General features: G+C 42.1%; 14 protein-coding genes. 6 read left to right on the top strand and 8 right to left on the bottom strand.

Going from position 1 to position 15558, the window contains the following annotated elements; genetic code table 11:
- Window positions 1–15: 15 nt before the first annotated feature.
- Entirely contained in the window at window positions 16–1548 is a 1533-nt protein-coding gene (guaA, locus tag V2H41_RS12925) for a glutamine-hydrolyzing GMP synthase (protein ID WP_330975583.1), read from the bottom strand.
- A 148-nt stretch (window positions 1549–1696) separates the two neighbouring features.
- On the opposite strand from guaA, the gene V2H41_RS12920 reads away from it, so the two are divergent.
- Both V2H41_RS12920 and recO read left to right on the top strand, forming a co-directional pair.
- Window positions 1697–2419 (top strand): head GIN domain-containing protein, encoded by a 723-nt coding sequence (locus tag V2H41_RS12920; RefSeq protein WP_330975582.1) that lies wholly within the window; start codon window positions 1697–1699, stop codon window positions 2417–2419.
- 35 nt (window positions 2420–2454) lie between these two features.
- On the top strand, window positions 2455–3213 hold the full coding sequence (gene recO / locus V2H41_RS12915) for a DNA repair protein RecO (protein ID WP_330975581.1): 759 nt from the start codon (window positions 2455–2457) through the stop codon (window positions 3211–3213).
- A 9-nt stretch (window positions 3214–3222) separates the two neighbouring features.
- Here recO and V2H41_RS12910 read toward each other — a convergent pair whose 3' ends face one another.
- Entirely contained in the window at window positions 3223–4344 is a 1122-nt protein-coding gene (locus V2H41_RS12910) for an amidohydrolase family protein (protein WP_330975580.1), read from the bottom strand.
- 51 nt (window positions 4345–4395) lie between these two features.
- On the opposite strand from V2H41_RS12910, the gene prfA reads away from it, so the two are divergent.
- Entirely contained in the window at window positions 4396–5460 is a 1065-nt protein-coding gene (gene prfA / locus V2H41_RS12905) for a peptide chain release factor 1 (protein ID WP_330975579.1), read from the top strand.
- 4 nt (window positions 5461–5464) lie between these two features.
- On the opposite strand, the gene V2H41_RS12900 is transcribed toward prfA, so the two are convergent.
- The 3 genes from V2H41_RS12900 to guaB all read right to left on the bottom strand — a co-directional run bounded on the left by V2H41_RS12900 (window position 5465) and on the right by guaB (window position 9803).
- A complete protein-coding gene (locus V2H41_RS12900; RefSeq protein WP_330975578.1) occupies window positions 5465–7831 on the bottom strand; it encodes an efflux RND transporter permease subunit in 2367 nt (788 codons plus the stop codon).
- Window positions 7832–7970: 139 nt separating this feature from the next.
- The gene (locus tag V2H41_RS12895; protein ID WP_330975577.1) at window positions 7971–8249 is read right to left on the bottom strand and encodes an Rdx family protein; all 279 of its coding nucleotides are present in this window, start codon (window positions 8247–8249) and stop codon (window positions 7971–7973) included.
- Between the two features lie 57 nt (window positions 8250–8306).
- Window positions 8307–9803 carry an IMP dehydrogenase gene (gene guaB, locus V2H41_RS12890; protein ID WP_330975576.1) on the bottom strand — a complete coding sequence of 499 codons (1497 nt, stop codon included), beginning with the start codon at window positions 9801–9803 and terminating at the stop codon, window positions 8307–8309.
- Window positions 9804–9976: 173 nt separating this feature from the next.
- On the opposite strand from guaB, the gene V2H41_RS12885 reads away from it, so the two are divergent.
- Entirely contained in the window at window positions 9977–10714 is a 738-nt protein-coding gene (locus tag V2H41_RS12885; RefSeq protein WP_330975575.1) for an ABC transporter ATP-binding protein, read from the top strand.
- A 99-nt stretch (window positions 10715–10813) separates the two neighbouring features.
- The gene (locus V2H41_RS12880; protein ID WP_330975574.1) at window positions 10814–11041 is read left to right on the top strand and encodes a YtxH domain-containing protein; all 228 of its coding nucleotides are present in this window, start codon (window positions 10814–10816) and stop codon (window positions 11039–11041) included.
- 63 nt (window positions 11042–11104) lie between these two features.
- Here V2H41_RS12880 and dprA read toward each other — a convergent pair whose 3' ends face one another.
- Genes dprA through V2H41_RS12865 form a run of 3 tightly spaced genes read right to left on the bottom strand, consistent with a single transcriptional unit; the run spans window position 11105 to window position 14090 of the window.
- Window positions 11105–12205 (bottom strand): DNA-processing protein DprA, encoded by a 1101-nt coding sequence (dprA, locus tag V2H41_RS12875; RefSeq protein WP_330975573.1) that lies wholly within the window; start codon window positions 12203–12205, stop codon window positions 11105–11107.
- A 51-nt stretch (window positions 12206–12256) separates the two neighbouring features.
- Window positions 12257–13135 carry a phosphatidate cytidylyltransferase gene (locus V2H41_RS12870; protein ID WP_330975572.1) on the bottom strand — a complete coding sequence of 293 codons (879 nt, stop codon included), beginning with the start codon at window positions 13133–13135 and terminating at the stop codon, window positions 12257–12259.
- Window positions 13125–14090 (bottom strand): CPBP family intramembrane glutamic endopeptidase, encoded by a 966-nt coding sequence (locus V2H41_RS12865; protein WP_330975571.1) that lies wholly within the window; start codon window positions 14088–14090, stop codon window positions 13125–13127. Before V2H41_RS12865 ends, V2H41_RS12870 begins: the two co-directional genes overlap by 11 nt.
- Window positions 14091–14228: 138 nt before the next feature.
- Between V2H41_RS12865 and dusB the strand changes: the two genes are divergently transcribed.
- Window positions 14229–15314: a tRNA dihydrouridine synthase DusB gene (dusB, locus tag V2H41_RS12860; RefSeq protein ID WP_330975570.1), complete on the top strand. Its 1086-nt coding sequence runs from the start codon at window positions 14229–14231 to the stop codon at window positions 15312–15314.
- Window positions 15315–15558: the final 244 nt, after the last annotated feature.

Raw genomic sequence — 15558 nt, 5'->3', positions numbered from 1 at the left:
GATACCAAAAATAGCCTACTCCCATTCTATAGTGGCCGGGGGCTTACTGCTGATATCATATACTACCCGGTTGATGCCACGTACATTATTAATAATGGCATTACTTACATCAGCCAGAAAATCGTAGGGGAGATGCGCCCAATCTGCTGTCATCCCATCCACACTGGTAACGGCGCGCAGCGCAACGGTATACTCATAAGTACGCTCATCACCCATCACACCTACGCTTTTTACAGGTAATAAGATAGCTCCTGCCTGCCAAACGGTTGCATAAAGCCCTGTTTCTTTCAGTGCATTGATATAAATGTGATCGGCTTCTTGTAGTAATTTTACTTTTTCCTCAGTTACCTCACCTAAAATGCGTATAGCCAAACCGGGACCGGGGAAAGGATGTCTGTCTATTAAGTTAGAAGGAATACCCAGTTCGCGCCCCACTTTTCTTACTTCGTCCTTAAATAAGTAACGTAAAGGTTCTACTAGTTCTAGGTGCATTTTTTCCGGCAAGCCACCCACATTGTGGTGCGATTTGATGGTTACAGAAGGACCATGTACGGAAACACTTTCTATTACATCAGGATAAATAGTACCCTGTCCTAACAATTCGATGCCCTCTATTTTATTGGCCTCTTCCTGAAAGACTTCAATAAAAAGGCGGCCGATGATTTTACGTTTTGCTTCAGGCTCGGGATTACCTTTCAGTTCTTTATAAAATAGCTTACTGGCATCTATCCCCTTTACATTCAACCCCAGCTGCTTGTAGGTATCCAGCACCTCCTGAAACTCATTTTTTCGTAATACACCGTTGTCGACAAATATGCCGTGAAGCCTGTCGCCAATAGCTTTATGAATAAGGGTTGCAGCCACAGTGCTGTCCACACCACCGCTTAAAGCCATAATAACTTTGCGGTTGCCAATTTGCTCTTTCAGGCGCGCCACCGTATCAGTAATAAAGTGGGCGGGCGTCCAGTCTTGACTACATCCGCAGATATTCACCAAAAAGTTCTTAATGATTTGTTTTCCCTCAGTACTGTGGTATACTTCGGGATGGAACTGTAAGCCATATAACGGGTTTTCTTCATTGCATTTAAATGCAGCAACCGGAATACTTTCTGTTGTTGCCAGCACTTCAAAGCCCTCAGGAAGCTCCAAAATGCTGTCGCCATGGCTCATCCATACCTGACTTTTGGGGCTGATGCCTTTCAGTAATACGTCAGTTTCATTCTGCACAATCATCGATGCCCTTCCGTATTCTCGCTTACTACTTTTCTCCACACGACCTCCATAGGTTTTTGCCGTCAGCTGTGCTCCGTAACAAATACCCAGCACAGGCAGCTTTTTCACTAGATCTTTTACGCTAATCGCGGGAGCATTTTGATCATTTACCGAAAATGGCGAGCCGGAAAGAATAATTCCCTTTAAATTGCTATCGATTTCGAAAGGTTTTGAATAAGGGATAATTTCGCAATAGACATTTGCCTCTCTTACAGCACGGGCAATTAATTGGGTATATTGTGAGCCAAAATCCAGAATAAGTATTCTTTCCGTCATAATGCGGCGAAGGTAATACAATTTAGGTTTTTGAGGGGACAGAAATTTGGGAGCCATCAATCGGATATGAAGAAGAACATATTCAAATATCCGTTTTAATAAACCCGCCGAATCAATGTTATTTCGGCTAATTTAAAAAACACAACACATGAAATACTTAAGCATTTTTGTAATTACAGCGCTGCTCATCAGTTCCTGTAATGTTGTCAATACACGTCGTATTAAGGGCGATGGAAACATCACTTCCAAAACTTATACCTATAAAAACTTTTCGTCAGTGGAAGTGGAAAATGCCATGAAGGTGTTCCTGAGACAGGATTCGGCTTATAGTGTACGTATTGAAACGGACGAAAACCTTTTTAACTGGATTGAAGTGCAGGTTAAAGACGGAAACAAACTGATTGTGGAAAACAAAGACAACGTCAGTTTATCCCCTACAGATGAAATTAAGATATACATAACGATGCCTTTGTTAGACAAAATCTCTTTGTCCGGAGCCTCTCAACTACATACCGAAAATAAATTTATACAGGATCAAAAACTAGAAGTAGAACTATCTGGCGCATCCAGTGGTAACCTTCTTGTTAAAGCCCCGATTGTGGATATTGAAGTTACCGGAGCCAGCACCATCCATGCCGAGGGAGAATGCCGCGATATTATTGCCGAAGCAGTAGGGGCCTCAACCATTAATGCTTTTAACCTGCTGGCCGAAAGTGGAAAGGCAACTGCTACCGGGGCCAGTACCATAAGATTATTCAGCAGCGTGTCTTTGAAAGCCGACGCTACAGGAGCCAGCAGCATTAAATATAGAGGCAATCCTAAAATTACCGCTAATTCCACCGGCGCCAGTAGTGTAAGTAAAGACAATTAGCCCCATTGATATTTGTGCTTTAATTTTCATCGGGAGTGACAGATAAAATTCACAAGACGAAGGGTATTGTATTACGAAACGTAAAGTACGGAGAGACCAGCCTTATTGTTGCTGTATATACTGAGTTATTTGGACTGCAATCCTATTTGCTAAACGGCATCAGAACGACTTCCAAAAAAGGGGCCAATAAAGCGGCTTTTTTTCAGCCGGGGGCAATACTCGATATGGAGGTTTATCACAACGAGTTTAAGCAGCTGAACCGTGTGAAGGAGTACAGATGGTCTTACATGTACCAAAATGTCTTTACCGATGTGCTGAAAAACGGCGTGGCAGCTTATATGATTGAGCTGCTTTCCAAATGTCTTCACCAGCCAGAAAGCAACTATGGTCTTTTTGGATTTATGGAAGACTGTCTGCTATTACTGGATAGCTGCACCGATAAGGTAATGGCTAATTTTCCCGTTTTTTTTGCTACCCATTTAACGGCCTTCTTCGGGTTTTCTCCACGTAGTGCCACACCCGAAGTTTTGCAAAGCGACCGTATGTTATTTGACATTGAAGAGGGATGCTTCACCACCGAAACAGTCTTTCACAGCCGGTACCTGGAAAGAAAAAGTGCCTTGGTTCTCGCCGAACTGTTACAGACGCGACACCCACATGAACTTGCAGAAATTAACGCCAATGCGCAAATCCGCCGCCAGATACTCGACGCCATGGAATATTATTACAGTCTGCACCTACAAAACTTCGGAAAAATGAAGACCCTGCCCGTGTTAAAAGAGCTCATGGCCTAACCCTTTTGATTATTTAAAAACTGCTATACCCGGCTTCTTTCCTTTCTCGAAACTGCCATACTGATGGTCGATTTTTAATGCTCTAGCACCATTAAGCGTTGCCCACTGCAGCATGTTCTCTAGAGGGATGGCCGGAAAATATTGTTGCAATAATTTTATTTCTGCCGCAATACTTAGTTGATGATTCGAGGCAAGGCTATCCGTACCCAATACGATATTACAATTGTTTTGCATTAATAGCTCCACAGGCGGCAGCATACGACTGATATAAAAATTGGCATGAGGGCATAAGCACCAAAACACATCGGTCCCCGCCTGATGGACAAACGCAATATCACTGGGACTTGTGTATACATTATGAACCAGTATTACCCGATGCCCGGGGCGAAAATGGTGCAGATAGGTTTGCAAACTGGTTTTTCCAGAAGGCTTGAAAAAATCCATTTCCATTCCCAGAGCCTTGAAGAATTGCTCAAAAGCTCCAGTTTTCTGTTCAAACCAGAGGTTTTCTGCTTCCGTTTCCTGATTATGTATGCTCAAGATTCCGTTTTGCGGAAAACTCATGAGCTTTTCCCATAATGCATCCGACATAGAATAAGGAGCATGGGGGGTAAGTGATACCCGGTCCATACTGAAGTGATCGGAAAAAATGCGATATACACTTTTATAAATTCCGAAATTTCTATCTGCCGCAGCAGGTTGGGCTCCCATAGCCTCCACGAAGTTGTGGTAATACAGGTTGTTTTTTTGCTTCTGGGTTAAAGTGTGTGTAGTATTGCAGATATCGCCGACAGCTACAATACCACTTTCTTGCATTTCCTGCTCAGCATCAACAATGGCTTGTAAGATGGTTTCTTCCGGAAAAACTCTTTTTTGCATAATTTGTAATAGAAATCCGGTAAGACCGGTCTGCTCTGGAATAGCGCCCTTTAAATGACTGAGTTCCAAATGACAATGACAATTTACAAATCCCGGTGTTAAAACTCCCTCAACTTCCTGTACATCGTCTCCGGCCTCTTCAAGGCTCACAATATTCTCCACGGCTCCGTCATCTTTTAATATCAGCACACTATTCTCCCGGATACGGTATCCGTCAAACAATTGCTTTGCCGATAACTTATTAAAACGCATCTTATAAAATAATTTAACTTTGCTCCCCTTCTGTAAAAGTAAGAGATTAACATGTTAGATAGACTAGAAGCTATAAAGGCCAAGTACGACCAGCTGGCAATTGCATTGACGAACCCAGAAATTGTGAGTGACAATAAAAAATTTGCAGCAACCAGCAAGGAGTATCGTAGCCTAGAAAAAATAGTAAACGCATACAACGAATATAAAAAGTTACTCGACGATATTGAGTTTAATAAAGAGGCTCTGAACGGAGACGATGAAGAACTGCGGGAGCTGGCCAAGCTGGAAACAGCCGACCTGATGGAACGGAAGGAGCAAATGGAAGCTACTATACGCCAATTACTCATTCCTAAAGATCCTCAGGATGAGAAGAACGTGATTATCGAAATTCGTGCCGGAACCGGTGGCGATGAGGCGAGCCTATTTGCAGGCGACCTGTTGCGCATGTATATCAAATACTGCGAAAAACAGGGATTCAAAACTGCCATCCTCAGCGAAAACGAAGGTACAGTAGGAGGGTATAAAGAGGTTCAATTGGAAGTAGTAGGAGATGATGTTTATGGTACTTTAAAATTCGAAAGTGGTGTACATCGCGTACAGCGTGTACCTGAAACCGAAACACAAGGACGTGTACATACTTCAGCTGCTACAGTAGCCGTAATGCCTGAGGCAGATGAGATCGATTTTGAGCTGAAGGAAAGCGACGTGAAGATGGAAACAGCCCGAAGCGGCGGTGCCGGTGGTCAAAACGTAAACAAGGTAGAAACTAAGGTAATGCTTACCCACATTCCTACCGGAACCGTAGTGGTATGCCAAACCGAACGCACCCAGCTGGCCAATAGGGAAAAAGCGATGCAGATGCTTCGTACCAAACTATATGAAGAGCAGGTACGCAAGCAGGAAGAAGAAATTGCAAGACATCGTAAAAGCTTGGTAAGCACCGGTGACCGAAGCGCTAAAATTCGCACTTACAACTATCCGCAGGGTCGTGTCACCGATCACCGCATCAATTATACTTCATACAATTTGGATGCAGTAATGAACGGCGATTTGCAGGAGTTTATCGACAGATTGCAATTTGTCGAAAACTCAGAGAAACTGGCTAAGCAGCAATAAGCCACTATTGCTTTTTTCTACCTGATAGGCTGATCAATAGTGCCGGAAGAAGAATAAGATTGGTGATGGTTGCCGTAACTAGTGTCAGTGAGGTGAGCCATCCCAATGCTTTGGTGCCGCCAAATCCGCTGAAACAAAAAATGACAAACCCAGCAATCAACACCATGGAAGTATAAATGATACTAATGCCAGTACTGTGTATGGTTTGTATTACCGTACTTTTTACATCATGGTGATGATAAGTCAGTTCCTGCTTATAATTTACCAGAAATCTAATCGTTATATCAATTGCTATTCCCAATGCCACACTAAAAATAAGTACAGTGCTTGGTTTTAAAGGTACTCCTACCCAACCCATAATACCGGCAGTAATGATTAGCGGTATAACATTGGGAATTAAGGAACATAACAGAATACGTAAAGATTTAAAAAGATAAAGCATACACAGGGCAATCAGTAGAAATGCCCAAAAAATACTTTCCTTAAGTCCGTTGATAATAAATCTCCCTCCTTCCAGAAAAGCAATACTGCTGCCTGTAAGGGATACATTATATTGGTCTGCTGGGAAAAGTTCGTCCGCACGTTTCTGTATATCGGTCAGTAATTCAGGAAGCTTATTGGTACCAATGTCGGCCATGTTTACGCTCAGGCGGGCTTCTTGGCGAGCACTGTCCATAAAGCGATTGATCAGCTTACCGAAAGTATTTTCTCCTTCTGATGATATTTCGGCACTATTATTTCGCATGTTCACATACTGTGAAAGGCCGGGTAAATCCAGTTCGGAAGGCATGGCATAGTTGTTACTATCGCCTTCATAAAAAGCCTGTCGAGCAAATTTTAACCCCTCTACCAGACTCAAGGGGCGTGCCATTTCAGGTCTTGCTGCCAGATATTGTGCAAAAGAATCAATTTTTGTCAGATTACTAAAGTTTCGTGTAACACCGTACTTCTTTTTTGTATCGATGAGAATTTCCAACGGCATAACGCCTTTGAAATTTTTCTCAAAAAATTTAAGATCGGTATAAATTCTATCAGTCTTAGGTACATCGTCTACCATGTAAGCGTTGCTCTGCAACCTGAAAGTGCCTGCTACCGCAATAATCGCCAACACCGCCGTTAAGGTGTATATCAGTTTGCGATGCGAAAGGGACCATCGCTCCAGTCGATCCAGCCAACGGTTCAAGCGCGGATTGTCTAGATAACGCACATGTCTGTTTTTGGGCGGCGGTAGAAAATAAAGAACGATGGGTATTAGAATCAACGATATGAAAAACAATAAGGTGATATTGAGACCTGCCACTATACCGAATTCTTTCAGGATGGCACTTTTGGTAAGCGCAAATACCGCAAAGCCGATGGCTGCCGCCACATTACAGAATAAGGTAACGATACCCATTCGGCTTACCATATCCACTATAGCATTCTTTTTTTTCTGCTGTACCGGAATATCGTTGCCTAACTCGGCTTGTTTTTGCCAACTAGTGTGATACTTATTCAAAAAATAAATACAGTTAGGGATACCAATCACAACAATCAGCGGCGGAATTAATGCCGTAAGTAAGGTAATCTTGTATCCCAATAAATGCATAGTGCCTACACTGAATACCACTCCGATAATTACAACACCCAAGGAAAGTAGCATGGCGCTTACCGAACGGAAAAATAAAATCAGAATCACAGCAGACAAAACCAGCGAAGCTATCAGAAAATAGCGCATTTCATTGGCTATACGTGCTGCCAATACGGTACGGATATAAGGCAATCCGCTTAATTTTACTTCCACGCCGGTATTTTGCTCAAATTGCTGGATGCGATGAGTAATGGCGGCAACTACATCATCTCTTTTTTTGGAATTGATGACAGTGGGATCCATATTGAGTCCCATGAGATAGGCTTGGGTTTCCGGATTATAGATCAGTCCTTTGTAAAAGGGAAGATTTTGAAATATTGCAGCGCTGTTATCTATTTGTTGTTGAGATAATGGCAAGCTTGGAAAAATTCTTTTTGCCTGTAGTTGGGAGGAAGTAGCATCCTTAATAATATTGACGGCACCGGGAATACCAATGATGTCTATAACGCCAGTAATTTTTCTAAGATCGTCGTGAAGAGCAACATACTGGTTAAAAAATTTTTCACTGAAGAAAGCATCTGTCTGAACGCCTAACACAATTACATTTCCATCCTCTCCGTACTTCTTTTTAAACTCTTGAAGTGCAATATTCACCGGATGATCTATCGGTATCGCCTTGGTATATTCATAACCTTGCTCCACTTTGCTTCCCCATACGGCAAACAGGGCCGTGACCACAATCATTACCACCAAAAGCACAAAACGATTCTTCAGGATAAATTTTCCAAGTTGCTCCCACATAAAGACTATAAAGTTTAAACTATGGCTATTGTTTTATTCGATCAATACCTTGTCCATCAGGCATAAAAAGATGCCATGAATATATAATCTTTTCTACTTATACTGATGACAAGTGTTTATGATGAGTTTTTCGAGAAAACTACTTTGTATCAGAATGCCCTAAACTTAAATCGGGCTTTATGATATCACGGATACGTTGTTTTAATTCTTTTATCTCAATAAATCCGCCATCCGCCTTTCGGTCAAATATCAGGGTACCTTCTACATATATTTTATATACTCCGCCCACTACTCCCGGTTTTAAAGACACCGCTTCCACATAATCGGAAAATGTGGAAAGGAATTCCTGTGCCATATAAGCCGCGCGGAGCATCCAATTACACTTCGGACAATATTCTATAGTGATAGTAGGTTTCATATTTCAGCATAAAAAAGACAGTTAACAAAAGCTGTTAACTGTCTGTCAATATAAAAACTATTTTCTACTATAGTTAGGCGCCTCTTTTGTGATGATGACATTGTGAGGATGGCTTTCGTTCATTCCGGCGTTGGTAATGCGTACGAATTTTGCCTTTTTCAGCTCGGCGATGTTTCTGGCTCCGCAATAACCCATACCGGCACGTAACCCGCCTACATACTGATATATCACTTCCCGCAGGCTTCCTTTGTATGCTACACGCCCTTCAATTCCTTCGGGCACAAATTTTTTCACATCATCTTCTGGATCTTGGAAGTATCTGTCGCTACTTCCGGTAGCCATAGCACCCAACGAGCCCATACCTCGATAGGCTTTAAACTTACGGCCTTCGAAAATGATGGTTTCGCCTGGACTTTCTTCCGTACCGGCAAATACGCTTCCCATCATCACACAATCCGCACCGGCTGCGATTGCTTTTACCATGTCTCCTGTATATCGGATACCTCCATCGGCAATTAACGGAATACCTTTTTTAGACAACACTTTGGAAGCCTCCATAATTGCTGTCAACTGTGGCATACCGGCACCCGCAACAATACGTGTAGTACATATAGAACCCGGACCAATACCTACTTTCACAGCATCTGCTCCGGCTTCGGCCAGTGCTAATGCGCCTTCTGCCGTACCCACATTACCGGCTATTACATTCAGTTTTTTAAAGTTTTTCTTTACCTTCTTAAGGGTTTCGATCACTCCTTTAGTATGACCGTGCGCACTATCTAGTACTACCACATCTACTCCTACTGCAGTAAGGGCGCTGATACGATCCAGCACATCCAAAGTTATCCCTACACCGGCACCCACCAACAATCTTCCGTATGCGTCTTTAATGGCATTGGGAAAACTAGTTACTTGTAGAATATCCCGATAGGTAATCAAGCCCACCAAGCGGCCCTGCTTGTCTACTACAGGTAATTTTTCGATTTTATGCTTACGCAGAATGATTTCTGCCTTTTTAAGGTCGGTGCCTTCGGGAGCCATAACCAGATTTTCGCTGGTCATTACTTCCTTTACTTTGCGATTAATGTCTTGCTCAAAACGCAAATCGCGATTGGTAAGAATACCTTTGAGTTTTCCATTTTTGTCGATGATAGGAATACCGCCGATTTTATTTTCCTTCATCAACTTCAATGCATCGCCGATGGTTTCGTCCTCATACAGGGTAAGCGGGTCGAGTATTAAACCGCTTTCGCTTCTTTTTACCTTACGTACATGAGCCGCCTGTTGTTCGATACTCATGTTTTTGTGTAAAATACCCAAACCTCCTTCGCGCGCAATAGCAATAGCTAGGTCGGCTTCGGTTACCGTATCCATTGCTGCGGATAAAATAGGGGTATTTAAGGTAATATCTTTGGTAAGACGAGTGCGGATATCAACATCACGAGGTAATACCTGACTGTAAGCAGGTACCAGTAACACATCATCAAACGTTAAACCTTCCAGTATAATTTTAGGGGAATTTGCAGAATCTGCTACTTTCTTTCTTGTTGCCATGTGCAAAATTAAGGGAATGAGAATAAATGCAAACAGCTCTTTTTTAAAAACCCTCATTTTGGCCAATACAATATCATCCCGCGCTTCTGTGACACAAATAGTTAGGTACGATAACAAAACTGTTGGAACTACCATGCTTTTATTCGGCTTATATTTATAATATTTGCGTTGTAATGAGTGCAATCCAGATAGAACAACTTTCTTTCAGATACAAAGGCCAGCAGTCTTTGATTAAAAATCTTTCTCTTACGGTAAATGTGGGGGAGCGGTTCGGCATTTTCGGACCTAACGGAGCGGGAAAGACCACCTTAATGAATCTGATAACGGGTTTATTGCCTTACGAGCAAGGCAGTATAAAAATTCTGGATAAGGAGGTACGCAGTTTTAAAGATGAAATCAAACAATTAATAGGCCTAGTGCCTCAGGATTTTTCCTTTTATGAACAACTAAGTCCTATAGAGAACATGCAGTTCTTTGGAGCCTGGTATGGCATGTCCAAAATGGCTATTAAAAACAAAACAGAAGAACTGCTACAGGTAATGGGATTGGATACGGTAGCCCATAAGCCGGTAAAATTATTTTCGGGAGGAATGAAAAGGCGTGTGAACCTTGCTATTGGGGTAATGAACAATCCGCAAATCTTATTTCTTGATGAACCTACCGTAGGTGTGGATGTACAGTCGCGAAACGCCATCATTGAGTTTCTTAAAAAATTAAATGCCTCCGGTACAACTTTGGTATATACATCGCATCAGCTGGGTGAAGCCGAAGATTTGTGTAATGTTGTATCTTTATATGACGAAGGTGAAATTATTGCGCACGGTGCGCTCGATGTATTATTGAGTACGCATCGGCATACGGGATTGGAAGGGCTGTTTCTGGAATTAACCGGACGTAACTATCGGGATTAAACCGCTATACAAAATCCCGCTGTCTTGGTTTTTGGCAAATTATTTGCGTCTATTTGTATAAACACGCGATATCTTTTATAACACTTTAAATTAATAATTATGAATAAACTACTTACAGGTTTTGTATTGGGTCTTGTTGTGGGTGTGTTATACGCTCCGGACAAAGGTTCTTATACACGCCGCAAAATAAGTGATAAGGGAAATGACCTGAAGAATCAGTTTGCCGACTTCATTGATAGCTTGGCAGCCAAATTTGAAAATGCCGCAGATGAGGTAGAAGATTACGCTCATGAAAAAGCGGAAAAAATACGCACTGAAAATATCTAACCATTCAACCTTAAGTATATAAAAAGCTGCTATGCTAGCAGCTTTTTTATTTATTGGATAGGATTAATCCAGCAACTTGTACATTTTTCCGGGCAAGGCTTGTATGATATACTGCATTTCTAGATTTAGCATGGATGCCGCCACCTTGCTATAACTTAATCCGCTTCTAAGATGTATTTCATCAATACTAATTGCTTCGCCACTCTTCAAAACATCTATGATTGCTTTTTCGTCTTCGGTAAGATGAATGAAAAGCTCGCGTGTGTGCTTTTTTTTAGGTTTCTCCGCATCAGACCAGTTTAGGGTCTCGAGTAGTTGTGTGGCATCCGTTAATAAAATAGCTTTATTGGTTTTTATCAAATCATTACAGCCCGCACTCTTTTTATCTGTGACCCGACCTGGAAAAGCAAATACATCTCTATTATAACTATTGGCCAATTCTGCGGTAATCATACTGCCGCCTTTAACATCAGTTTCAATTACCACGGTGGCATCACTCATGCCGGCAACAATTCTGTTTCTACTAGGAAAATTAAATTTATCGGGTGGGGTTCCTTTTCTGAATTCGGTAAGCAGCCCTCCGTTCTGTATCATCTCATACGCCATATCGGTATGATGATACGGGTAGATCTTATCCAATCCGTGCGCCAGTACTCCAACGGTAGGAATGTTATTCTTCAAACAAGCCTTATGAGCAATGGAGTCGATACCGTAGGCCAAACCGCTCACCACCAGTACCCCGGCAGCGGACAACTTCTCAATAAACACTTCGGTAGTGTATTTACCGTAATCCGTATTACTACGAGATCCCACTACGGCTACAATGCGAGGATGATTCAGATCGGCATTTCCCTTATAATATAAAAGTATCGGAGCATCATAACAGTTCAACAAACGTTTCGGATAATGCTCACTTTGTATAAATAGCGGCTGAATCTTATGTTTTTCAATAAAGGCTACTTCCTTTTCGGCCGTAGCAAAATCTTTAAACTCTAGTATTTGTTTTACTCTTAATGCGCCCAGCCCTTCTACTCTTTTTAAGGCAGCCGCTTTAGCCTTGAATATCTCCTCTACCGTAAAATGCTCCAGCAGATTACGAGCATGTACGCATCCAATACCGGGAATTAAGGTTAGCGCAATCTGATAAAGTAAAGAATTGCTCATTATCATAGGGTAACGACAATTCTAAATTAGTATCTAATTCGAAAAATACAACTATTTCAAGAGATAATTCACCAGTTCTAGAAACATCCACACAGCAGGCACTGCTATTAGCAGGGAGTCAAACCTATCCAGAAAACCGCCATGTCCCGGCATTATGCGTCCGCTATCTTTTACCCCGGCCATCCTTTTAATTTTCGATTCTAACAAATCGCCCAATGTTCCAAACACCGATACCATCAGAGAAATTCCCAATAATAACGGCCAGTTAAAAAACGGCTGCAATATCAATGTGATGGCCGCAACACATAATATCATGCCGCTCAGGGTTCCTTCCAGTGTTTTCTTAGGCGATATTTTGCTAAAAGGTGTTTTTCCAATGGCCGACCCTACCAGATAAGCCATGGTATCGTTAATCCATATAGCTAGTATAATGATAATGGGTACATAAAATCCGTTTTCATGTCCCCACAATTGACCGCTATCTTTTATTAACGGATACTGGGACAACCGCATATATAACAGCAGTCCTACACTTAGTGAGATATATAACAGCCCTAGTGCTGCTATACCCAATGCTTTCTTATGTATGTAAGCCTGTCGAAAAATTCCCCAAATAATAAATACCAGCCCTGCAACAAGAAAAGGGAAAGAAAAACTACGAGCTACATGATAACCTAGAAAATAAAAATCACCAAAAAGTAATACTATATGAAAACCCAGTAGTGCAAACCCCAAGTGCACAAAAACATCCTGACGTGTAGCATGTATCTTATCGATAAGCTTCAGGTACTCGTACCAACATCCAAAATGAATGATGGTGATTAAAGCAAAAAAGCTGGTATAGCTTCCCAAAAGCCCTGCAGCCATTACCGCTACAAAAATCAGTGCCGTAAAAGTTCTTGTCCAAAATGTGGTCCAGTTAAAAGCCATTCGATGCAGTTGTTTTATGAGCGATGCTTTTTCTGTATTCTATAAATAAGTAAATGATAACAGGAACAACTGCCAAGCCCCAGTAGCTACCGTCTCTGTCGTTCAGTACTTCCTGCAAGGTTTTTCCCTTGCCGGTCTGTACATACATCATTATCACCGCAGTCGCATTATTCAAAAAATGCGCTAATATGCTCAGCCACAAGCGACCGCTATATTGAAAAATCAACCCCAACACAATACCCAATGCTACCCTCGATAAAAATCCATATACCGAAAAATGTACGGCACTGAAAATCACACTCACCACTATTACACTCATCCACAATTTTCCCGTACTGCGATACAGATAGTTCTGCAATCCACCTCTAAAAAAAGTTTCCTCACATACCGCCGGAACCAGCGCCAACACAATAATAGAGATAATCAGGTCGGGTATAGAAGCAAAACTGATAATACCTGCCGCTGTTTCGGCGTAATTGTGTTCCAGTCTGTCAAATACAATTCTCCAGTTTACCGGAAAGGGCAATTTATAGGTAAAATATCCCAAAGCACTGCTCAGCGCTAGTCCGCATGCCATTATCAATATAACCAAGCCGACTTCTCTGGCGGAAATAGCACCCTTAAAACCAGTTAAAGCCAGCGGACGTCTATTGATTCTTGATGCCACAAAAAGAGTAGGCACCAAAAAGCCGATAATAGCCGAAAGCGATTGCAACACCTGTATCTCTCTTAGATAGGCTTTATTCCCCACCATTTCCTGCAGGTGCTGCGTAACGAAAGCTATGCTTTTTCCACTCATCAGCGACACCAACGGTATGGCTATCACGCCGCTCAGAATAGTGCAGCCCACACCAAACGCAATCAACATAAAAAAGGCTGCAGAGTAAGAAACACCTTTTCCGGTAGCCTCCAGCTCATCCCGCTCCACCTGGGGAGTGTTATTCTCTTCTATCATGGTTTAAAAATAAGTGCGTAATTTTGCAGGCTCAAAATTAGGACTAAAAGTTGCTTATTTTTTATTAATTTAATTGTGTAACCAACGGCAGTGCAGGTGGCATCGTATTTGCCACGCTCGTTTTATCGTTCCGACTATATGGCATCCAATACAAATACAAAGCAGGTAGTAATAACTTCTCCTTCGGAGAAGTTTAACAGCATCATACTACCCGAATTTCCACTGCTGCTGGCACCTATGGAAGATGTGAGCGACCCGCCCTTCAGAGCGGTGTGTAAAGACAATGGTGCCGACCTGATGTACACCGAGTTCATCAGTAGCGAAGGTCTTATTCGTGATGCCATTAAAAGCCGCCGTAAGTTGGACATTTTCGATTACGAACGCCCCATCGGTATCCAAATCTTCGGAGGCGATGAGGAAAGCTTGGCCCTTGCGGCCAAAATCGTGGATGTAACACAGCCCGATTTGCTGGACATCAATTTTGGTTGTCCGGTCAAAAAAGTAGCATTGAAGGGTGCCGGCGCAGGCGTACTCAAAGATGTAGATTTGATGGTACGTCTTACCGCTGCCGTGGTAAAAAGCACATCGCTACCCGTTACCGTAAAAACCCGTTTGGGGTGGGACGAAAATTCGCTAAACATAGAAGAGGTAGCAGAACGCCTGCAAGATGTAGGCATTAAAGCATTGACCATACATGGCCGCACCCGTTGTCAGATGTACAAAGGCGAGGCCGACTGGACCCTCATCGGAAAAGTTAAGAACAATCCGCGCATTAAAATCCCCATATTCGGTAATGGCGATATCGATAGCCCGCAAAAAGCGTTAGAATACAAAAACCGCTATGGTGTAGATGGCGTCATGATAGGCCGCGCAGCCATCGGTTATCCGTGGATATTCCGCGAAATCAAACACTATTACAAAACCGGAGAGCTACTGCCTCCACCCACTGTAGAGGAAAGGGTAAATGTAGTGCGCAAACACCTCCGCAAAAGCCTAGAATGGAAAGGGCCTATCGTAGGTATTAATGAAATGCGCCGCCACTATGCCAACTATTTGAAAGGACTACCTAATATTAAAGAATACCGCAACAAATTGGTTACCCTCACCAATCCTAATGAAATAGAAGCCGTGCTGGACGAAATTATCGTTCGGTATTCCGGCTACGAATTTACCCGCACACCTATTGAGCTGGTGGATTATCATGAAAAGTGTAAATTACAGTAATAAGAATAGGTAGCGTTGCTGCCTAAATAACACCGCAGGTTAGAGCCTGCTCATTGTCTTATCTATGTAGATTTACAGTAATTAGTTTACATCAGTATTATCCGAATATTTTCTAATTAACCTAAGTTGCTAGTTATGTAAAGAAGTAAAAAAGAAAGCATGTTTATAATAATTTTGGATTACCACATCTAAAATATATAAGCCATGCTTTCCGATAGTAAAATTATAGCTCTTTATTGTATAG

This window comes from Niabella digestorum (assembly GCF_036409055.1).
Taxonomy (GTDB): Bacteria; Bacteroidota; Bacteroidia; order Chitinophagales; family Chitinophagaceae; genus Niabella; species Niabella composti.
The sequence above is the reverse complement of the archived record's forward strand: the minus strand, read 5'-3'. Positions and strand labels throughout refer to the sequence as shown.